General features: G+C 58.6%; 18 protein-coding genes. 10 read left to right on the top strand and 8 right to left on the bottom strand.

Annotated features, from left to right (window positions below):
• Positions 1-173: 173 nt before the first annotated feature.
• From acs to BM395_RS20440, 7 genes are all read left to right on the top strand, one after another.
• On the top strand, positions 174-2,135 hold the full coding sequence (gene acs, locus BM395_RS20470; protein WP_069900535.1) for an acetate--CoA ligase: 1,962 nt from the start codon (positions 174-176) through the stop codon (positions 2,133-2,135).
• Positions 2,136-2,655: 520 nt separating this feature from the next.
• The gene (locus BM395_RS20465) at positions 2,656-3,435 is read left to right on the top strand and encodes an ABC transporter substrate-binding protein (protein WP_090515260.1); all 780 of its coding nucleotides are present in this window, start codon (positions 2,656-2,658) and stop codon (positions 3,433-3,435) included.
• Positions 3,436-3,639: 204 nt separating this feature from the next.
• Positions 3,640-4,329 carry an ABC transporter permease gene (locus BM395_RS20460; RefSeq protein WP_069900533.1) on the top strand — a complete coding sequence of 230 codons (690 nt, stop codon included), beginning with the start codon at positions 3,640-3,642 and terminating at the stop codon, positions 4,327-4,329.
• A gap of 16 nt (positions 4,330-4,345) precedes the next feature.
• Complete coding sequence (locus BM395_RS20455) at positions 4,346-5,044, top strand: ABC transporter permease (RefSeq protein ID WP_069900532.1); 699 nt, start codon at positions 4,346-4,348, stop codon at positions 5,042-5,044.
• A gap of 10 nt (positions 5,045-5,054) precedes the next feature.
• Positions 5,055-6,167, top strand: a complete 1,113-nt coding sequence (locus BM395_RS20450; RefSeq protein WP_090515258.1) for a succinylglutamate desuccinylase/aspartoacylase family protein — start codon at positions 5,055-5,057, stop codon at positions 6,165-6,167.
• A 25-nt stretch (positions 6,168-6,192) separates the two neighbouring features.
• Entirely contained in the window at positions 6,193-6,957 is a 765-nt protein-coding gene (locus tag BM395_RS20445) for an ABC transporter ATP-binding protein (protein WP_069900530.1), read from the top strand.
• 213 nt (positions 6,958-7,170) lie between these two features.
• Entirely contained in the window at positions 7,171-8,151 is a 981-nt protein-coding gene (locus BM395_RS20440; protein ID WP_090515256.1) for a GlxA family transcriptional regulator, read from the top strand.
• A gap of 25 nt (positions 8,152-8,176) precedes the next feature.
• Here the strand turns inward: BM395_RS20440 and BM395_RS20435 are convergent, their stop codons facing one another.
• From BM395_RS20435 to gcl, 7 genes are all read right to left on the bottom strand, one after another.
• Positions 8,177-9,052, bottom strand: coding sequence for an ion transporter (locus BM395_RS20435; RefSeq protein WP_090515254.1), 876 nt, complete (start codon positions 9,050-9,052; stop codon positions 8,177-8,179).
• 105 nt (positions 9,053-9,157) lie between these two features.
• The gene (locus tag BM395_RS20430) at positions 9,158-10,063 is read right to left on the bottom strand and encodes an urea transporter (RefSeq protein WP_090515252.1); all 906 of its coding nucleotides are present in this window, start codon (positions 10,061-10,063) and stop codon (positions 9,158-9,160) included.
• 141 nt (positions 10,064-10,204) lie between these two features.
• Entirely contained in the window at positions 10,205-11,620 is a 1,416-nt protein-coding gene (pyk, locus tag BM395_RS20425) for a pyruvate kinase (RefSeq protein WP_090515250.1), read from the bottom strand.
• Positions 11,621-11,665: 45 nt separating this feature from the next.
• On the bottom strand, positions 11,666-12,940 hold the full coding sequence (locus BM395_RS20420; RefSeq protein ID WP_090515248.1) for a glycerate kinase type-2 family protein: 1,275 nt from the start codon (positions 12,938-12,940) through the stop codon (positions 11,666-11,668).
• 270 nt (positions 12,941-13,210) lie between these two features.
• A complete protein-coding gene (locus BM395_RS20415; RefSeq protein WP_090515245.1) occupies positions 13,211-14,101 on the bottom strand; it encodes a 2-hydroxy-3-oxopropionate reductase in 891 nt (296 codons plus the stop codon).
• Positions 14,102-14,112: 11 nt separating this feature from the next.
• Positions 14,113-14,895 (bottom strand): hydroxypyruvate isomerase, encoded by a 783-nt coding sequence (gene hyi / locus BM395_RS20410; protein ID WP_090515243.1) that lies wholly within the window; start codon positions 14,893-14,895, stop codon positions 14,113-14,115.
• Between the two features lie 117 nt (positions 14,896-15,012).
• The gene (gcl, locus tag BM395_RS20405; protein ID WP_090515241.1) at positions 15,013-16,788 is read right to left on the bottom strand and encodes a glyoxylate carboligase; all 1,776 of its coding nucleotides are present in this window, start codon (positions 16,786-16,788) and stop codon (positions 15,013-15,015) included.
• A 332-nt stretch (positions 16,789-17,120) separates the two neighbouring features.
• On the opposite strand from gcl, the gene BM395_RS20400 reads away from it, so the two are divergent.
• Complete coding sequence (locus tag BM395_RS20400) at positions 17,121-17,561, top strand: GlcG/HbpS family heme-binding protein (RefSeq protein ID WP_069900521.1); 441 nt, start codon at positions 17,121-17,123, stop codon at positions 17,559-17,561.
• A gap of 69 nt (positions 17,562-17,630) precedes the next feature.
• Here the strand turns inward: BM395_RS20400 and BM395_RS20395 are convergent, their stop codons facing one another.
• Positions 17,631-18,269 (bottom strand): TetR/AcrR family transcriptional regulator, encoded by a 639-nt coding sequence (locus BM395_RS20395; RefSeq protein ID WP_069900520.1) that lies wholly within the window; start codon positions 18,267-18,269, stop codon positions 17,631-17,633.
• A 219-nt stretch (positions 18,270-18,488) separates the two neighbouring features.
• Here BM395_RS20395 and moaA point away from each other — a divergent pair, with 219 nt between their 5' ends.
• Both moaA and BM395_RS20385 read left to right on the top strand, forming a co-directional pair.
• Complete coding sequence (gene moaA / locus BM395_RS20390; RefSeq protein ID WP_090515238.1) at positions 18,489-19,493, top strand: GTP 3',8-cyclase MoaA; 1,005 nt, start codon at positions 18,489-18,491, stop codon at positions 19,491-19,493.
• Positions 19,494-19,633: 140 nt separating this feature from the next.
• Entirely contained in the window at positions 19,634-20,461 is an 828-nt protein-coding gene (locus BM395_RS20385; RefSeq protein ID WP_090515236.1) for a substrate-binding periplasmic protein, read from the top strand.
• The last annotated feature ends 176 nt before the right edge of the window (positions 20,462-20,637 follow it).

Here is a 20,637-nt window from a genome sequence, read left to right as displayed (position 1 = left end):
GCTTGTGCGAGTGGCGCGCCCTGCGTTACAAAAAATTTCTGATGGTTAAACCTCTGGCGCGACCATGGTCTAAGTCCGTTAAGACCATGGTCGAATGGCCTGCCGTGTGGCTGTTGGTCACACAATGGGGCATATAAAAATAACTAATCCATTCTCAGATTGAGGTGATTTTGATGAGCGCTGCGTCTTTATATCCTGTTCGTCCGGAAGTGGCGGAAAACACGCTGACTGATGAAGCAACCTATAAGGCCATGTACCAGCAGTCGGTGATCAACCCGGACGGTTTCTGGCGTGAGCAGGCCCAACGCATCGAATGGATCAAGCCATTCACCAAGGTCAAACAGACTTCATTCGACGATCACCACGTGGACATCAAGTGGTTCGCTGATGGCACGCTGAACGTGTCCGCCAACTGCCTGGACCGCCATCTTGAAGAGCGTGGCGATCAGGTCGCAATCATCTGGGAAGGGGACGATCCTTCCGAACAACGCAACATTACCTACCGCGAGCTGCACGAGCAGGTCTGCAAATTTGCCAACGCCTTGCGCGGTCAGGACATCCATCGCGGCGATGTTGTGACTATCTATATGCCGATGATTCCGGAAGCGGTCGTGGCCATGCTGGCCTGTACCCGCATCGGCGCGGTGCACTCCGTGGTTTTCGGTGGCTTCTCGCCGGAAGCACTGGCCGGTCGCATTATCGACTGCAAGTCCAAGGTGGTAATCACCGCCGACGAAGGCCTGCGCGGCGGCAAGCGTGTAGCGCTGAAAGCCAACGTCGACGATGCACTGACCAATCCTGAAACCTCCAGCGTGCAGAAGATCATTGTCTGCAAGCGCACGGGCGGCAACATCAAGTGGAACCAGCATCGCGACGTCTGGTACGAAGACCTGATGAAGGTTGCCGGTAACTACTGCGCGCCAAAAGAGATGGGCGCCGAAGAGCCGCTGTTCATTCTTTACACCTCGGGTTCTACCGGTAAGCCGAAAGGCGTGCAGCACACCACGGGCGGCTATCTGGTGTATGCGGCGCTGACCCATGAGCGTGTATTCGATTACAAGCCGGGTGATATTTACTGGTGCACCGCCGATGTGGGCTGGGTCACTGGTCACAGCTATATCGTCTATGGCCCGCTGGCCAATGGCGCGACCACGCTGCTGTTTGAAGGTGTGCCGAACTATCCGGACATCACCCGCATGGCGAAAATCATCGACAAGCACAAGGTCAATATCCTCTACACCGCGCCGACCGCTATCCGCGCGATGATGGCCGAAGGCCCGGCCGCGGTAGAAGGTGCTGACGGTTCGAGCCTGCGCCTGCTGGGCTCGGTCGGTGAGCCGATCAATCCGGAAGCCTGGAACTGGTACCACACCACTGTCGGTAAAGAGCGTTGCCCGATTGTTGATACCTGGTGGCAGACCGAAACCGGCGGCATTCTGATCAGCCCGTTGCCGGGTGCTACTGCGCTGAAGCCGGGTTCGGCAACGCGTCCGTTCTTTGGCGTGCAGCCGGCACTGGTCGACAACCTGGGCAACCTGCTGGACGGCGCGACCGAGGGCAATCTGGTCATCATCGATTCGTGGCCGGGTCAGGCCCGCACCTTGTACGGTGACCATGATCGTTTCGTGGATACCTACTTCAAGACCTTCCGTGGCATGTACTTCACCGGTGACGGTGCGCGTCGCGACGAAGACGGTTACTACTGGATTACCGGTCGCGTGGATGATGTTCTCAACGTTTCCGGCCACCGCATGGGCACCGCCGAAATCGAAAGCGCGATGGTTGCGCACCCGAAAGTGGCCGAGGCTGCCGTGGTTGGCGTGCCGCACGACATCAAGGGGCAGGGCATCTACGTTTACGTAACGCTCAACGGCGGCGAAGAAACCACCGAGCAATTGCGTCAGGAACTGAAGAACTGGGTGCGTAAGGAGATTGGTCCGATTGCCTCGCCAGACGTTATTCAGTGGGCGCCAGGCCTGCCGAAAACGCGTTCCGGCAAGATCATGCGACGCATCCTGCGCAAAATCGCCACCGGTGAGTACGACGCACTGGGCGATATCTCGACCCTTGCCGATCCGGGTGTTGTTCAGCACCTGATCGACACTCACAAGGAAATGACCAGCGCCTGCGCCTGATCACATCCTGATTAAACCAACGCCCGGCTCTTGAGTCGGGCGTTGTTGTTTCCGGGGTTGCCTGGCTCGGACTGAGCTCGTGCGGTTAGGCGGCTGTTAGGTAACAAAGGCCTGAAACGGGTGGGCCAAAATGGAACACTTTGCCCCGGCTTGCGACAATATGGGGCGTGCTCTAAAATGATTTTGCAGGCATAGGCCGCATCATTACTGCGGTCTGTGAATGTTGGCGTGATAGTTGCCTTGTTAATAGGTTATGCTTGATGTTTCTGGAAGCACGTTCGCCTGCTTCTGTCAATAAGCCCTCGCGGGCGCCTAGACCCTTTTGTAATTACTTGTCGCATTGAGGAAATATCGACTTTCGGCCTGCCGATAGAATGCCGCTCACCCAGCTTGAGCCGTTTATGGCCTGCGCAATGCGCACAGGCGTCGCGACTCTCTACAATTCATGCATGGCTGGATGCAGATAAACAAGCCACATATTCACTGCCAAACGAAGCCCCCCATACGAAGGAGTCACAAGATGAAGAAGATTGCACTTCTCGGCGCATTGGCGCTATCCGTGTTGTCGTCAATGGCCATGGCCGAAGACGCCAAAACCCTGCGCATTGGTATTGAAGCGGCTTACCCTCCGTTTGCGTTCAAAACTCCGGAAGGCAACATCACCGGTTTTGACTACGACATCGGCAATGCCCTGTGTGAAGAGATGCAGGTCAAGTGTAAGTGGATCGAGCAAGAGTTCGACGGCCTGATCCCGGCTTTGAAAGTTCGCAAGTTCGACGCTGTACTGTCTTCGATGACCATCACCGAAGACCGCCTGAAGTCGGTCGACTTCTCGAAAAAGTACTATCACACCCCAGCCAAGCTGGCGATGAAAGCGGGCACCGAGATCAAAGATCCGTTGACTGATCTCAAAGGCAAGAAAGTCGGCGTACAGCGCGCCTCGATCTATGACCGTTACGCAACTGACGTACTGGCCCCGGCCGGTGTTGAAGTGGTTCGTTACAGCTCGCAGAACGAAATCTTCCTTGACCTGACTGCAGGCCGCCTGGATGCCACGCTGGCTGACGCTGTCAACATCGACGACGGCTTCCTCAAGACCGACGCCGGTAAAGGCTTCGCGCTGGTAGGTCCGGACTTCAACGAGAAGAAGTACTTCGGTGAAGGCGCAGGCATTGCAGTACGCAAGGGCGATACCGCTCTGGCCGACAAGATTACTGCTGCAATCGCTGGCATTCGCGCCAACGGTAAGTACAAAGAAGTGCAGGACAAGTACTTCGATTTCGACGTTTACGGCGAGTAAGCGTTACGCATGAGTGGGCTCAGTGTTTGCACGCGCAGCCCATTCAATGCGGTGCCGTCAGGCCGGCATTTTCCAGCACTGCGTGGCAATTGCAGTGTTTGCCGGCTGACTTCTACCCACCCGAATTTTGTTTGATTGGCCTCTCTGCCAGTCAATCCGACCGTTCTCTGGCGCCGTCTGGCGCTTGCTTGAGGTAATCAGAGCATGCTGAATGGCTATGGTTCGACCATTCTCGATGGAGCTTGGCTCACCCTGGTGTTGGCGCTGACTTCAATGGCAGTCGCAACGTTTCTGGGGCTGGTGGGCGCAGCCTTTCGGTTATCGCCCATCAAGTGGCTGGCATTCCTCGGCGAAACCTACGCGACAGTTGTGCGCGGGATTCCTGATCTGGTTTTGATTCTGCTGATCTTTTACGGCGGCCAGGACATGGTCAACCGTCTGGCCCCAATGTTTGGCTATGAGGATTACATCGACATCAATCCGTTCATGGCCGGCGTCTTCACCATGGGCTTCATCTTCGGGGCTTATCTGTCCGAGACCTTTCGCGGTGCATTCATGGCGATCCCCAAGGGCCAGTCCGAGGCGGGCATGGCGTATGGCATGAGTTCGGCCAAGGTGTTTTTCAGAATCCTCGTGCCGCAGATGATCCGCTTTGCAATCCCCGGTTTCACCAATAACTGGCTGGTATTGACCAAGGCAACTGCGCTGATTTCTGTGGTTGGCCTGCAAGACATGATGTTCAAGGCCAAGAGTGCTGCTGACGCCACGCGTGAGCCATTCACCTTTTACCTGGCCGTTGCCGGGCTGTATCTGGTGCTCACGAGTGTGTCGCTGTTAGCGCTGCGCTTCCTCGAAAAACGCTACTCGGTCGGCACCAAAGCCGCTGATCTGTGAGCCGGAGGATCGACTGATGATTTTCGATTACAACGTCATTATCGACAGTTTGCCGCTGTACTTCGGCGGTGTACTGGTCACCATCAAGCTGCTGCTGATCTCGCTGGCGCTGGGTTTGGCGATGGCCATTCCGCTGGGCTTGATGCGCGTCTCCAAGGCGGTCTGGCTGAATTTCCCGGCCTGGCTGTATACCTACGTGATTCGCGGCACGCCGATGCTGGTGCAACTGTTCCTGATCTATTACGGGCTGGCGCAGTTCGAGTCGGTGCGTGAATCCGCACTCTGGCCGTATCTGTCGAACGCCACGTTCTGTGCTTGCCTGGCCTTTGCCATCAACACCAGCGCCTACACCGCCGAGATTCTGGCGGGCAGCCTCAAGGCCACGCCGCACGGTGAAATTGAAGCGGCCAAAGCCATGGGCATGTCGCGGTTCAAGCTGTACAAGCGCATCTTGCTGCCTTCGGCATTGCGCCGGGCGCTGCCGCAGTACAGCAACGAAGTGATCATGATGCTGCACACCACCAGCCTGGCGTCGATCGTGACCCTGATTGATATCACCGGTGCAGCGCGCACGGTCAGCTCGCAGTATTACCTGCCGTTCGAGGCGTTTATCACGGCAGGTGTTTTCTACCTCTGCCTGACCTTCATTCTGGTGCGCCTGTTCAAGCGCGCCGAATTGCGCTGGCTGGCCTACATGGCCCCGCGCAAGTCCTGAGGAGTAACGCATGCAGCGTATTGATCATGTATTGCCGTGGAGTACGCCCGGCACGGAGCGCCGCCTGACGGTACTGCGTTATGGCAGTGGCGAGCGCAAGGCTTACATTCAAGCCTCGTTGCACGCCGATGAGTTGCCGGGCATGCGGGTCGCGGTCGAGTTGCGTCGCCGCCTGCGTGAGCTTGAAGAGCAGGGGCGCTTGCTTGGCGTCATCGAACTGGTGCCGGTGGCCAATCCCATCGGCCTGGAGCAGATGGTTCAGGGCCAGCATCAAGGCCGTTTCGAACTGTCGAGCGGTAAGAACTTCAACCGTGACTTTGCCGATCTGGCCGAGTTGATCGGGCCGGCGTTGCAGGGTCATGTGGGCAGCGATGAAGCGGCCAACACGGCGCTAATCCGTAGCAGCATGCGCGCTGTTCTGGATGCGCTGGAACCCGCCGCATCAGCGCTGGAAGGCATGCAGCGGCTGTTGTTGCGCCACGCCTGCGACGCCGATGTGATGCTCGATCTGCATTGCGACTTTGAAGCTGCAGTACACCTTTACGGGATTCCGCAGCAGTGGCCGGCGCTACGCTCTCTGGCCGCGCGGCTTGAGGCGGGTACGGTGTTGCTGGCGGAGGATTCCGGCGGCTCATCGTTCGATGAAGCCTGCTCGGCGCCTTGGTTGCGACTGGCGCAGCGCTTCCCGGAGGCGGCCATTGCGCCGGCATGCCTGTCGACCACCGTCGAGCTGGGCGGCATGGACAACACCGATGCGCACAAAGCGCGTGAATACGCTGAGGCGATTCTGGCGTTCCTGGCCGAGCAGGGCCTGATCAGTGGTGAATGGCCTCAAGCGCCGCAAGCGTGCTGCGATGCAGTGCCTTTCAGCGGCACTGAGCTGCTGTTTGCGCCGCACTGTGGCGTGGTCAGCTTCTTTCACAAGGCCGGCGAATACGTCGAAGCCGGTACACCGATATTCGAAGTTCTGGACCCGCTGGATGACAACGGCACGATTGTTTGTGCTGGCACATCCGGGGTTTTGTTTGCGATAGAGCGCATGCGTTTTGCGCAGCCTGGACGCTGGTTGGCCAAGGTGGCCGGACATCAATCTATCCGTCAGGGCCGCTTGCTCAACGACTGATTCACTGCATTCGAGAGTCGACACCATGTACAAACTGGAAGTCCAAGATCTGCACAAACGCTACGGCAGCCATGAAGTGCTCAAGGGCGTTTCGCTCGCGGCAAAGGCAGGCGACGTCATTAGCATCATCGGTTCCAGCGGTTCCGGTAAGAGTACGTTCCTGCGTTGCATCAACATGCTTGAGCAGCCGTATGGCGGTAAAATCCTGCTCAACAATGAAGAGCTGAAACTGGTTCCCAGCAAAGACGGTGCACTCAAGGCGGCTGATCCCAAGCAGTTGCAGCGCATGCGTTCACGTCTGGCGATGGTGTTTCAGCACTTCAACCTGTGGTCGCACATGAGCGCGCTGGAAAACGTTATCGAAGCGCCGGTTCACGTACTGGGCATGGCAAAGAAAGAGGCGCTGGAAAAGGCCGAGCATTACCTCAATAAAGTGGGCGTGGCGCACCGCAAAGACGCTTACCCGGCGCACATGTCCGGCGGCGAGCAGCAGCGTGTTGCGATTGCCCGTGCGTTGGCGATGGAGCCTGAGGTTATGCTGTTCGATGAGCCAACCTCGGCACTCGATCCGGAGCTGGTTGGCGAAGTGCTCAAGGTCATGCAAGACCTCGCGCAGGAAGGTCGCACCATGGTGGTGGTGACTCACGAAATGGGCTTCGCCCGTGAAGTTTCCAATCAGCTGGTGTTCCTGCACAAGGGCGTCGTTGAGGAGCGGGGTGATCCGCGTGAAGTATTGGTTAATCCGCAGTCTGAGCGGCTCCAGCAGTTTCTTTCCGGTAGCCTTAAATAAGTGGCATCAGGGAGACAGCCGACTCGCACGGAGCGCTTAGGATTGAACAGACCCGGCAGGCTTTTGCGCCCTAACATGGTGCGAAATCAATGCCTTAAGGTTTTGTAACGCAGTACTATGCAACTCATCAGTTTGCCTGTGCAGGTTTGGCTGAGTTTTCCGGGCGTCGCCAAGGCGGCGCTTTTCCCTGATTAAGAGCACGAACTGCCCCAAATGAATGCCTATCGAATTGGCTTCCTGATCTGGCCCAGCACCAAAGCGCTGACCTTGGCACTGGCCGAGGAGGCTCTGCTGGTGGCCCAGCGCGTTCACCCTGAGGTTGTCTACGAACTGTGCTTTTTGCAGGCAGAACCGCCGGCCGAGAACAGTTGGAAAATGCCGGGTGAACCCTGGCAGGGCAAACTTGAAGGCTGCCAGCGGCTGTTTCTGCTGGCCGACGAGCCGCCTGCCAACATGCACATGACGCTCTCCACTGCACTCAAACAACAGGTGCGTGCGGGGTGTCTGGTTGGCGGTATCGCGGCCGGGGTTTATCCGTTGGCGCAATTGGGCTTGCTTGATGGCTATCGCGCTTCGGTGCATTGGCGCTGGCAGGATGATTTTTCCGAGCGCTATCCCAAGGTCATCGCCACCAGCCATTTGTTTGACTGGGATCGTGATCGCATGACGGCATGCGGCGGTCTGGCCGTGCTTGACCTGATGCTGGCCTTGCTGGCGCGCGATCACGGCGCCGAACTTGCCGGTGCAGTAAGCGAAGAGTTGGTGGTGGAGCGTATCCGTGAAGGCGGCGAGCGCCAACGCATTCCGCTGCAAAATCGCCTTGGCTCAAGCCATCCCAAGCTCACTCAGGCAGTTTTGTTGATGGAGGCGAACATTGAAGAGCCGCTGACCACCGACGAAATTGCCCAGCACGTTTGCGTCTCAAGGCGTCAGTTGGAGCGGATTTTCAAGCAGTACCTCAACCGCGTTCCCAGCCAGTATTACCTTGAGCTGCGCCTGAACAAGGCGCGCCAGCTGCTGATGCAGACCAGCAAGTCGATCATTCAGATTGGCCTGTCGTGTGGCTTCTCGTCCGGCCCGCATTTCTCCAGCGCCTACCGCAATTTCTTCGGTGCAACGCCGCGTGAAGATCGCAACCAGCGGCGCAACAACAGCCCATTCGAGCTGACTTCAACGTCCAACGAGCGCAGCTGATTTACAGCAGCTGCACGCCGTTTGCTCAAGCCGGGCCTTGCTCTGCTGCAGATGGCGGGCTGGCGCCGGGCTGATCTGCCTCACGCGGGTAGAGCGGGTTGCCGCAGCGATTGCAGAAGGCCGCATTTGGCTCATGGCTGGGTTTCTTGCAGCTAGGGCATTCGCGCTCAAGGCCTTCACCACCATTCATTGCGGTGGCCAGTTCGGCGGTAAATATGCCGGTCGGCACGGCGATAATCGAATAACCGGTAATCATCACCAGCGTCGAGAGAAACTGGCCCAGCGCGGTTTTCGGCACGATGTCGCCAAAGCCCACCGTGGTCAGGGTTACGACCGCCCAGTAAATCCCTTTGGGGATGCTGGTGAAGCCATGCTCCGGGCCTTCAATTACGTACATCAGCGTTCCGAACACCGTCACCAGCACGGCAATGCAGGAGAAGAACACGATGATCTTCTGGCGGCTGCCGCGCAGGGCGGTCATCAAAAAATTGGCCTGGCGCAGGTAGGGGCTGAGCTTGAGTACGCGAAACACCCGCATCATCCGGATAACCCGCACGATGAGCAGGTATTGGGCGCTCGGGAACAGCAGAATCAGCAGGCCGGGCAAAATCGCCAGTAAATCGATCAGGCCATAGAAGCTGAAAATGTAGCGCAGCGGCTTTGGCGAGCAGTAGATGCGCACCAGATATTCGGCGGCGAACAGGGCGGTAAACATCCACTCAAGCCCGGACATCAACGACTTGTATTGGCTGTGTACGCCTTGGATGCTGTCGAGCATCACCACCACAAGGCTGGCCAGAATGGTCACCAGCAAAATATTGTCGAAGCGCTGGCCGGCGGGGGTGTCGGTGAAAAAGATGATCCGGTAAATCCGGCGGCGCAAACTCAAATGGTTATCCATGTGCTGCTAGCGTGCTCCCTGTTGTCCGCGCTTAGATCAAGGCGGGTGAATCGGCGATTAGCCTAGGGAGTTTAGCCTGAGTGGCGACCTTGTTGCGCGCCGCACTTATTTAATCGGAGCGCAGTCGTTGGCACTTTGCTTGAGCAGTCGCTGGCTGGCCTTGAGCAACCAGCAGGCGAGAATGAACGGCATGGTCAGCGCCGGCAGCCCCAGACTGCTGAATCCCGGTTGCAGCAGCAACGCCAGAACGATACCGATCACCGGCAGGCACGCACCGCGATTAACCTGACTCACGGCTATGGCGGTTAACACTGCGTTGTAGCCGAATAGCCCGGCCAGCGCACTGTGCTGCTCCCAGCCTTGCAACAGGGCGAACGCCAGCCCCGCGCTGGTGCCGATAAGCGCCCACAATGCCGCACGCCGGTCGGCAATCAGCAGGCCCAATAGCAGGCAAATCCCGGCCAGTGGGCGGTCGATAAAAATCACCTGGCCCAATCCGCGCGCCACGGCGGACAACGCTGTTGGCCAATTGAGCTGATGCGTCAAGCCGGCTGCGTTGGCCGTGGCTTCAAGTTGCAGAGGGCCAGCCAACTGCAGGACCAGCCAGCCTAGCAGGACAAACGGGCAGGTGAAGGCGGGGAGCCATTGGCGTTTGCGCATGCGCGCCATCCACGGCGCGAGCAGCAGGCTTGATGCCCCTGCGCTGAACATAATCAGCAGCGGGTTGAGTGGCGACCAGTTGAATTGGCTGGTGATCAGAATTCCCAGCAGGATGCCGTTGTAGCCATACAAACCCTGGCTGATGTCCGTCGCCGGGTAGCCTCGGCGTTGCGCGGTGAGCATGCTGCAAAGCCCGCCAAGCAGTGCGCCGCCGAGCAAGTCGGGGGCGCCGGTGCACAGGGCCAACAGCACCAACAGGCCGCAGCGCGGATTGGCCTGCAGGAATATCTGGCTGAAACCGTTGAGCAGTGCGCGAAATCCGCTGAGGGTATGTTCGGTAATGGGCTGCATCGAATGACTCGGCAACAGACTCAATAAAAAACAGCGCCGACCGCAGATGCAGAAGGCGCCATAAAGATGCAGTCGCTGTTCGTGGAGCGATTGCCCGGGTTACGCCAAACGCCGATGCGTTTGGCGCATTCGTGCGCACGGTTAGTGCAAGGTTTCGATGCGCAGGCTGTTGGTGCTGCCCGGCTGACCAAAAGGCTCGCCGGCGGTAATGACCACGGTGTCGCCACGTTTGGCCATGCCTTGCGCCTGAGCGATTTCCAGCGCGGTGGCGGTGACTTCCTCGACCTTGTGCAGGCGTTCGTTAACCACCGAATAAATGCCCCATGCCACTGTCAGGCGGCGCGCGGTGTGTAGGTTTGGGGTGAGACTGAGGATTGGCGCCTTGGGCCGTTCACGTGAGGCACGCAGGCTGGATGCGCCGGACTCGGTGTAGTTGACCAGCGCCGCCACCGGCAAAATTCCGCTGATGCGGCGGATGGCGCAGCTGATGGCATCCGAGCTGGTGGCCTCGGCTTGTGGGCGGCTGACGTCCAGCTGCGCCTGAAAATCCGGGCCGCTTTCAACCTGACGGATGATTTTGCTCATCATGCCCACAGCTTCCAGCGGGTACTCGCCGGAGGCGGTCTCTGCCGACAACATCACCGCGTCTGCGCCTTCGGCCACGGCATTGGCAACGTCGGTGACTTCGGCGCGGGTCGGCGCCGGGGAGAAACGCATCGACTCCAGCATCTGCGTGGCGACAACTACCGGGCGGCCCAGTTGGCGGCAGGTGCGGATGATGTCTTTCTGAATGCGCGGCACGTTCTCGGCCGGCACTTCAACACCCAGATCGCCACGGGCGACCATGATTGCATCGCACAGCGTGGCGATTTCTTCGAGGTGGGTCACCGCCGATGGCTTCTCTATCTTGGCCATCAGAAACGCCTTGCCCTGAATCAGCTCGCGCGCCTCGATGATGTCTTGCGGGCGTTGCACAAACGACAGCGCCACCCAGTCCACACCCAATTCCAGACCGAAGCTCAGGTCGCGGCGATCCTTCTCGGTTAGCGGGCTGAGTTGCAGCACGGCCTCGGGCACGTTAACGCCTTTGCGGTCCGACAACTCGCCGCCGGCAATCACCTCGGTATCAACCGCATCGCTGTGTTTGGCGGTCACTTGCAGGCGCAGGCGACCATCGTCCAACAGCAGGCTCATGCCCGGCTGCAGGGCTTCGATGATTTCCGGATGCGGCAGGTTTACGCGCTGGGCGTTACCCGGGGTTTTATCCAGATCCAGGCGCAAGCTGTCGCCGCGTTGCAGCATGACCTTGCCGTCCGCGAAGCGGCCAACGCGCAGTTTCGGGCCTTGCAGGTCCATCAGGATGCCGATGGGCTGGTTCAGCTGGCGCTCGACTTCACGCACCCAGTTGTAACGCTCGGCGTGATCGGCATGTTCGCCGTGGCTGAAGTTGAGGCGGAAAATGTTCACCCCGGCTTCGACCAGCTGGCGGATGTCGTCGATGGTTTTGATCGCCGGGCCCAGCGTGGCGAGGATTTTTACTTTCTTGTCAGCCGTCATGATGATGCTCTTGAAGTGATGGAATTCGGTGTGTGTGCCGCGCAGTTACTGCGCTTCGTTGCCGAGTATCAGCAGCGCACGGAAGTCGTTGACGTTGGTGCACGTCGGGCCGGTAACGATCAGCTCATCGAGTGCGGCGAAGTAGCCATAGCCGTTGTTGTTGTCCAGCTCATCACGCGCGCTGAGGTTCTGCAGGCCAGCCCGCGCATAGCTGAATGGCGTCATGATCGCGCCCGCGTTGTCTTCGGAGCCGTCGATGCCATCGGTATCACCGGCAATGGCGTACACGCCGTCCAGCCCCTTGAGGCTTTCGGTGAGGCTCAGCAGGAACTCGGCATTACGCCCGCCACGGCCATTGCCGCGCACGGTCACCGTGGTTTCGCCGCCAGAGAGAATCACGCAGGGTGCCTTGATTGGCTGACCGTGCAGCACGACTTGACGCGCAATACCGGCATGAACTTTGGCCACGTCACGCGCTTCGCCCTCAAGGTCGCCGAGAATCAGTACCGGCAGGCCGGCGGCTTGGACTTTTGCGGCGGCCGCCTCCAGCGATTGTTGCGGGGTCGCGATCAGCTGGAAGTGGCTACGCGCCAGGCACGGGTCGCCGGGTTTGACCGTTTCTGAGCGCGGGTCTTGCAGCCATTTGCGCACGTTGGCCGTGATTTCGATGTTGTAGCGCGCCAATATCGCCAGCGCCTCAACCGAGGTGCTCGGGTCGGCAACAGTTGGGCCGGAGGCAATCACCGTGGCCTCATCGCCAGGCACATCGGAAATGGCGTAGGTGTAAACCGTGGCGGGCCAACTGGCCTTGGCCAGACGGCCACCCTTGATCGCCGAGAGGTGTTTACGCACACAGTTCATTTCAGCGATGGTCGCGCCGGATTTCAGCAATGCTTTGTTGATCGCCTGCTTGTCTTGCAGGGTAATGCCTTCGGCGGGCAGGGCGAGCAGGGAAGAGCCGCCACCGGACAACAGGAAGATGACCCGGTCGCTTTCGCTCAGGTTGCTGACCAGCGCCAGTACGCGTTTGGCCACGCGCTCACCGGCGTCATCAGGCACCGGATGAGCCGCTTCCACCACCTCGATCTTGCGGCAATCTGCGCCATGACCATAACGGGTCACCACTAGTCCGCTGACCTCGCCTTGCCATTCGCGCTCAATGACTTCAGCCATGGCGGCGGCGGCCTTGCCCGCGCCAATCACAATGACCCGGCCGCTGCGATCCGCCGGTAAATGATCGGCGAGAACGTGGCGTGGGTGCGCGGCATCAATGGCGGTATTGAACAGGTCGCGGAGCAGGGTTTGCGGGTCGAAGGACATGGCAGGCTCTCTTGTTGTTGGCTGCGGCCGCAGGGCATTGCAAGGCAGCAAGGCGGTGGTGCAGGGCCGATTACAGTCCACAATTGCCGGTCTCGGCCGCTCTGGACTGGAATCGACCAACCCGTCAGACAGGCCGTGACACCGGCTGCCGGGAGGTCGAAAGGGGTATCAGATGGCGAGCCCAACCTACCTTGGGCACACCACCTGATGTGTTGCTCTTGGCGTTACCGCGAGCGGGCCTTGCGGCTCGCCTGGCGGTACGCGCCGGTCTCAGTCCTTGCGGATCGAGAAATTGGCCATGTGCTCAAGGCCTTTAACCAGTGCCGAGTGGTCCCAGTTGCTGCCACCGATAGCGGCGCAGGTGCTGAACACTTGCTGGGCATTGGCGGTGTTCGGCAGGTTCAGGCCCAACTCGCGTGCGCCAGCCAGAGCCAGGTTGAGGTCTTTCTGGTGCAGGCTGATGCGGAAGCCCGGATCGAAGGTGCCCTTGATCATGCGCTCGCCGTGAACTTCGAGAATCTTCGAGCCGGCAAAACCACCCATCAGTGCTTCACGCACCTTGGCCGGATCTGCGCCGTTCTTGGCGGCAAACAGCAGGGCTTCAGCGACGGCCTGAATGTTCAGGGCGACGATGATCTGGTTAGCCACTTTGGCTGTTTGGCCGTCGCCGTTGCCGCCAACGCGGGTAATGTTCTTACCCATCGACTGGAACAGCGGCAGGGCGCGTTCAAAGGCGTTCGGGCAACCCCCGACCATGATCGACAGGGTTGCTGCCTTGGCGCCCACTTCGCCGCCGGAAACCGGTGCGTCGAGGTAAGCCGCGCCAGTGGCCTTGATCTTGTCAGCGAAGGTTTTGGTCGCGCTTGGCGAGATCGAGCTCATGTCGATCACCACCTTGTTCGGGCCTACACCTTCGGCAACGCCTTCGCTGCGGAACAGCACGTCTTCTACGTGCGGGGTATCCGGCACCATGACGATAATGAATTCGGCTTCCTGCGCGACTTCCTTCGGGTTGGCCAGCGCGATGGCGCCTGCTGCGACCAGATCATCTGGTGCGGCGTCGTGGTGGGTGGAGAGAAACAGTTGATGACCTGCTTTTTGCAGGTTCTCGGCCATAGGTTTGCCCATGATGCCGGTGCCGATAAAACCAATCTTAGCCATGTTAATGCTCCTTAAATCGCGTTGTGCGCTTTCATCCAGCCGAGGCCGGCAGCGGTGGTGGTGGCAGGCTTGTATTCGCAGCCAATCCAGCCCTGGTAGCCAATGCGGTCCAGGTGTTCGAACATGAAGCGGTAGTTGATCTCGCCAGTGCCCGGCTCGTTGCGGCCCGGGTTGTCGGCGAGTTGTACGTGGTTGATCACAGCCAGGTTGTCCGCCACGGTACGGGCCAGATCACCTTCCATGATTTGCATGTGATAGATGTCGTATTGCAGGTACAGATTGCTGCTTGCGACCTTGTCGCGAATCGCCAGCGCCTGCGCTGTGGTGTTCAGGTAGAAGCCTGGAATATCGCGGGTGTTGATCATTTCCATGACCAGCTTGATCCCGGCCGCTTCGAGTTTTTCTGCGGCAAACTTCAGGTTGTCGACGAAGGTTTTCTCGATGGTTGCGCAGTCATAGCCCTGCGGGCGTATACCGGCCAGGCAGTTGATCTGGGTATTGCCCAGAACCTTGGCGTAGGCGATTGCGCTGTCGACACCGGCGCGGAATTCTTCAACCCGGTCCGGGTGGCAGGCGATGCCGCGAGAGCCGCTGGCCCAGTCGCCGGCAGGCAGGTTGAACAGCACTTGCTCAAGCTTGTTGCTGTCGAGTTGTGCTTTGATTTCGGTGGCTGGGAAGTCGTAAGGAAACAGGTATTCAACACCGCTGAAACCTGCGTCGGCAGCAGCGGCGAAGCGATCCATGAAGTCCACTTCGGTGAACAGCATGGACAAGTTGGCAGCGAAACGAGGCATAAAATGCTCCTTGAAAGTGGGGTGGATAGCGCAAAGCACAGTCAACACAGGTGGCATTGAGCGCTTTACGGTTGCACCCGGCGGCCGCCCCCGGAAGGACGGCCAGCCAGCGTTGAATCAATCCAGCAAAGCGATGGCAGACGGGGCATCGGCGCCGCGTGCAGCGAGTTCTTCAAACTCGTTGATGGCGTTGATTTCAGTGCCCATGGAGATGTTGGTGACACGCTCCAGAATCACTTCAACCACAACCGGTACGCGGTGCTCTTCCATCAAGGCCTTGGCTTTGGCGAACGCAGCTTGCAAATCGTTCGGCTCGAACACGCGGATGGCTTTACAGCCCAGGCCTTCAACCACAGCAACGTGATCCACGCCGTAGCCGTTCAGCTCAGGTGCGTTGATGTTCTCGAACGCCAACTGCACGCAGTAATCCATCTCAAAACCGCGCTGCGCCTGACGGATCAGGCCCAGGTAGGAGTTGTTCACCACGACGTGGATGTAAGGCAGATTGAACTGCGCGCCTACGGCCAACTCTTCGATCATGAACTGGAAGTCATAGTCGCCAGACAACGCGACGATGTTGCGGCTCGGGTCGGCCTTGGCCACGCCCAATGCTGCAGGCACTGTCCAGCCCAGCGGGCCGGCCTGACCACAGTTGATCCAGTGGCGCGGCTTGTAGACGTGGAGGAACTGCGCACCGGCAATCTGTGACAGGCCGATTGTGGTCACGTAGCAGGTGTCTTTGCCGAAGAACTCGTTCATTTCTTCGTATACGCGCTGTGGTTTCACCGGCACGTTGTCGAAGTGAGTCTTGCGCTGCAGCGTACGCTTGCGCTCGCGGCAGGCTTCAACCCAGCTGCTGCGGTCTTTCAACTTGCCAGCGTCTTTCCACTCGCGGGCAACAGCCAGGAACGCATCCAGTGCGGCGCCTGCGTCGGAAACAATGCCCAGATCCGGGTTGAATACACGGCCGATTTGCGTCGGTTCAATATCCACGTGGATGAACTCGCGACCTTCGGTGTACACCTCAACGGTGCCGGTGTGGCGGTTAGCCCAGCGATTGCCGATGCCAAATACCAGATCGGATTCCAGCAGGGTGGCGTTGCCGTAACGGTGTGAAGTCTGCAGGCCAACCATGCCGACCATCAGTTTGTGGTCGTCCGGAATCGAACCCCAGCCCATCAGGGTCGGCACAACCGGCACGCCAGTCAGTTCGGCGAACTCAACCAGTTTGGCCGCTGCATCGGCGTTGAAAATACCGCCGCCGGCAACCAGCAATGGGCGCTCGGCTTCGTTGAGCATGGCAATGGCTTTTTCAGCCTGTACGCGAGTGGCGGCAGGTTTGGCCAGCGGCAACGGCTCGTAGGCGTCGATATCGAATTCGATTTCGGCCATCTGTACATCGAATGGCAGGTCGATCAGCACCGGGCCAGGACGACCGGAACGCATCTCGTAGAAGGCTTTCTGGAAGGCGCGCGGCACTTGGCCCGGCTCCATCACAGTGGTTGCCCACTTGGTTACAGGTTTGACGATGCTGGTGATATCGACAGCCTGAAAGTCTTCTTTGTGCATGCGCGCACGCGGCGCCTGGCCGGTGATGCACAGAATCGGGATGGAGTCAGCGCTGGCAGAGTAGAGGCCGGTGACCATGTCGGTGCCCGCCGGCCCGGATGTGCCGATACACACGCCGATGTTGCCGGCGTTGGTGCGGGTGTAACCCTCGGCCATGTGCGAGGCGCCTTCAACGTGACGGGCCAAGACGTGGTCGATGCCGCCCACTTTATTCAGTGCCGCGTACAGCGGGTTGATTGCGGCGCCGGGAATGCCGAACGCAGTTTCAACGCCTTCGCGGCGCATCACCAGTACGGCAGCCTCGATTGATCTCATTTTGGCCATAATCTTGTGCCTCTTTTATTGTTAAATTGTATACATGTTGCTTGGTGCTGATTCTATTCAGAGCTTGAGTTTGCGGTCAACAATTTTTCGCGCTTACCTGACTGCACGGTCCGATTCTTTTTAAACGCCTGTTTGACGCGGTTTGAGCAGGAATAGCGCGTTCTTTGAATGTTGCCAAGCTAACTAATGTATACAATCACAAATAATATTGTGTTCTTGCTGTTGAGTTTTTTGCTCATGATGAGGATAGTGATGCCAGCTTTGAAAGCGCACCCAACTCGGTAGCTGCCGCCGGGTGCGTGTTGATTTATTAACTTGAGGAAGGTGAATCGATGAATACGCTCACTCTGGAAATGGCAACGCGTATTACCCAGTGCGCAATGGCGGTAGGGGCCGAGATCAAATCTGCACCGCTGACCGTCGCGGTGCTCGATGCAGGTGGCCACTTGATCAGCTTGCAACGTCAGGACGGCGCCAGCTTGCTGCGCCCGCAAATTGCCATTGGCAAGGCTTGGGGTGCGGTGGCGTTAGGCAAGGGCTCGCGTTTTATCGCCGCTGATGCACAAAAGCGTCCGGCGTTTATCGGGGCGGTGAACAACCTGGCCGACGGCAATCTGGTTCCGGCGCCAGGTGGTGTGCTGATCCGTGATGCGCAAGGTGAGGTGATTGGCGCGGTCGGGATTACCGGCGATACCTCGGATATCGACGAGCAATGCGCAATCAGCGCGATTGAGTCCATTGGCTTTAAAGCCGATGCGGGCGTGGCGGCCTGAGGTTGGCGGGCGCGACGGCGTTCTGCGTCGCGCTATGCCTTGGGCGTTATGCAGGCGAGGCGGGTTTTTTCAGCCCACTTGTTCGGAGGCGACAGGCGCGTGCTCGGCGATTTCGCAACCTTTGAGAACCAGCCGGGTAATGGTTTGCGTGGCCGCTTCATAGTCGGCGTCTTCGAGTTTGGCTTTACCGGTGACGGTAGAAATCTGCCAGTCGAAGTCGGCGTAGGTCTGCGTCGCAGCCCAGATGCTGAACATCAGGTGATGCGGATCAACCTCGGCCATCAAGCCCTGATCAATCCAGCGGCGAATGCAGGAAATATTGTGCTTGGCCTGGGCGTTGAGTTGCTCGGTTTGCTCGGGCGACAAGTGCGGCGCACCGTGCATGATCTCGCTGGCGAATACCTTGGAGGCAAAGGGAAGGTCACGGGAAATACGGATTTTCGAGCGAATGTAGCCACTCAAGACATCGGCCGGTAATCCCGGTTGATTGAAGATCGAGGAGGCTGCTTGCAAGGGCTCGATAATGCTTTCGAGTACCTCGCGGTAGAGGTTTTCTTTCGACTTGAAGTAGTAGTAGACGTTAGGTTTTGGCAGGCCGGCTTTGGCAGCGATGTCGCTGGTTTTAGTGGCGGCGAAGCCCTTGTCTGCAAACTCTTCACTGGCCGCACGCAAGATCAGTTCTTTGTTGCGCTCGCGAATGCTGGTCATATGCCCTTTGATGTCCCTTGAATCGCTCGAATAAAGCGGCGGTCGGGCATGTTATCACCCTGCTTACATGAGTCTCAAGCCAGCCTCCGGGCACGTTGTGCGCACTATCCTGACTTTTGAGTCAATAAATCGTGTACACAAAATGCTTTTTCTGTTTCTATTCATCTGTCTGCGGACTCCAACAACAAATAACCGGCTCCCAGAATCCGGAGACCTGATTTGCTTAATGCCCAACCTGCACAACTAGTCGACCCGTTCGGGCGGCGCATCACCTACTTGCGCTTGTCTGTCACTGACCGCTGTGATTTTCGCTGCACCTACTGCATGGGCGAAGACATGGTGTTCGCCCCACGTGAGCAAATTCTCAGCCTGGAAGAACTCTACGCCGTGGCCGATGCCTTCATCGGTTTGGGGGTTAAGCGCATTCGCATCACCGGCGGCGAACCGCTGGTGCGCAAGAATCTTGTGTCTTTGCTCAGGCGACTGGGCGCGCGCGCCGAGCTTGAGGATCTGGCGATTACCACCAATGGCTCGCAACTGGCCGCCATGGCCGGGCAACTCTTTGAAGCGGGTGTAAATCGGCTCAATGTCAGCCTCGATTCGCTCAAGCGCGAGCGGTTTGCAGCGCTTACCCGGCGCGACATGCTGGATCAGGTGATCGGCGGAATCGATGCCGCCCGCCAGTTGGGTTTCAGCAAGATCAAACTTAATAGCGTGATCCAGAAAGGCCACAACGATGATGAGGTTCTCGACCTGGTCGAGTTTGCCGTGGGTCACGGTCTCGACATCAGCTTTATCGAAGAGATGCCGTTGGGCAGCGTGACCAGCCATCAGCGGCAACTGACCTTTTGCTCAAGCAGCGAGGTGCGCGAACGTATCGAACAGCGCTACAGCCTGCAAGCCAGCAGCAAGCTTACCGGCGGGCCATCGCGTTATTGGCAAGTGACAGGAACTGACACGCAGGTGGGTTTCATCTCCCCGCACAGCAACAATTTTTGCGGTGCCTGCAACCGGGTTCGGGTGACCGCTGAAGGCAAGTTGGTGTTGTGTCTGGGCCACGATAATGCACTGGATCTCAAGCAATTGGTGCGTGCACATCCGGGGGATACCCAGCGTTTGCAGGCGGCATTATGTGATGCCTTGCAGCTCAAGCCTGAGCGTCACCATTTTGCCAACGACGAGCAGGTGCAAGTCATTCGCTTCATGAGCATGACCGGTGGCTAGCCAGATGCTTCGCTAGCAGCCTGATCCCGCCAGATAATTCATCGCGCCCGCTAATGCGGGCTTCTTCGGTGGTGCTGTATGCAGCGCCAGTAACAGCGATTGGCTCTACTCCTTAATCCAACAATAATCGGGAGATCAATGTGCATCCGAGTTACCTATGCGGCATTTGCATCGCAGTATTTGCCGGCAATGCAGCCGCGCAGAGCTATGTTGTGGGCGTTGAAGCCGTTGCATTTGCGCCACACTATTCAGTCGATAAACACGGTCAGTTCCGCGGTTTCGCCCGCGAGCTATTCGATGGATTTGCAGCGGACAGCGGGGTTGAGCTGATCTACAAACCGTTGCCGGTCGAGCAACTGTTACCGGCCTTGCTCAGTGGCGAGGTCGACTTCAAATACCCGGACAATCCAACATGGTCGGCGTCCGCCAAGGCGGGCAGCGCACTGGTGTACAGCGCTGACATCGTTGAGTCGGTCGATGGCGTGCTGGTCGCGCCTGGCCGGGTTGGCAGGCCGCTGCAACAGTTACAGCGTCTGGCCATCGTCAACGGCTGGACGCCGCAGGGCTTCGCCGCGCAGCCGGTGGACTGGGTGGCCAATGATGACTTGCGTTCGATGATCAATCAGGCGCTGAAAAAAGACACCGATGGTGCGTATTACAACGTGGTGGTGGCCACGCATTATCTCGACACCATCAGTACCCGCCCGGGCGCGCTGGTGTTCGATCCTTCGCTGCCATACTCGCGCATTCAGTACCAGCTCTCGACCCGCAAACAGCCGCAGGTAATTGCCAGCTTTGACCGCTATCTGAGCGCGCACGCCAGCGAGGTCGCCGCCCTGAAAAGCAAGTACCGGGTCGAGGCTAATCTGGATTCAGAATACTTGGGGATGGAGCAGTGGAAGGTCGACTTTCTAAAGCGGCAAAAAGCCCGGGCCGAAACAGCGCAGCAGTCAACCAGCCCTGAGTAAACCATCGGTCGTGCGCAGGCTGCGCTGGGCACGACCGAACTTCATCGTCATAAAGCGCGAATTAACATAATGCTTGTGGGGCTTAGGGAAACTCTGAAGAAGACTTCCTTATTTTGGCAAAATGCCCGGACTCCACCCGCCGAGTTTTCCGATGAAGCAGATGACCTTCGCCGACG

The sequence above is a fragment of the Pseudomonas marincola genome (genome assembly GCF_900116605.1).
In the GTDB taxonomy this organism is placed as follows: domain Bacteria; phylum Pseudomonadota; class Gammaproteobacteria; order Pseudomonadales; family Pseudomonadaceae; genus Aquipseudomonas; species Aquipseudomonas marincola.
Note: the sequence above shows the minus strand (reverse complement) of the source record. Positions and strands in the feature narration are given on the sequence as shown.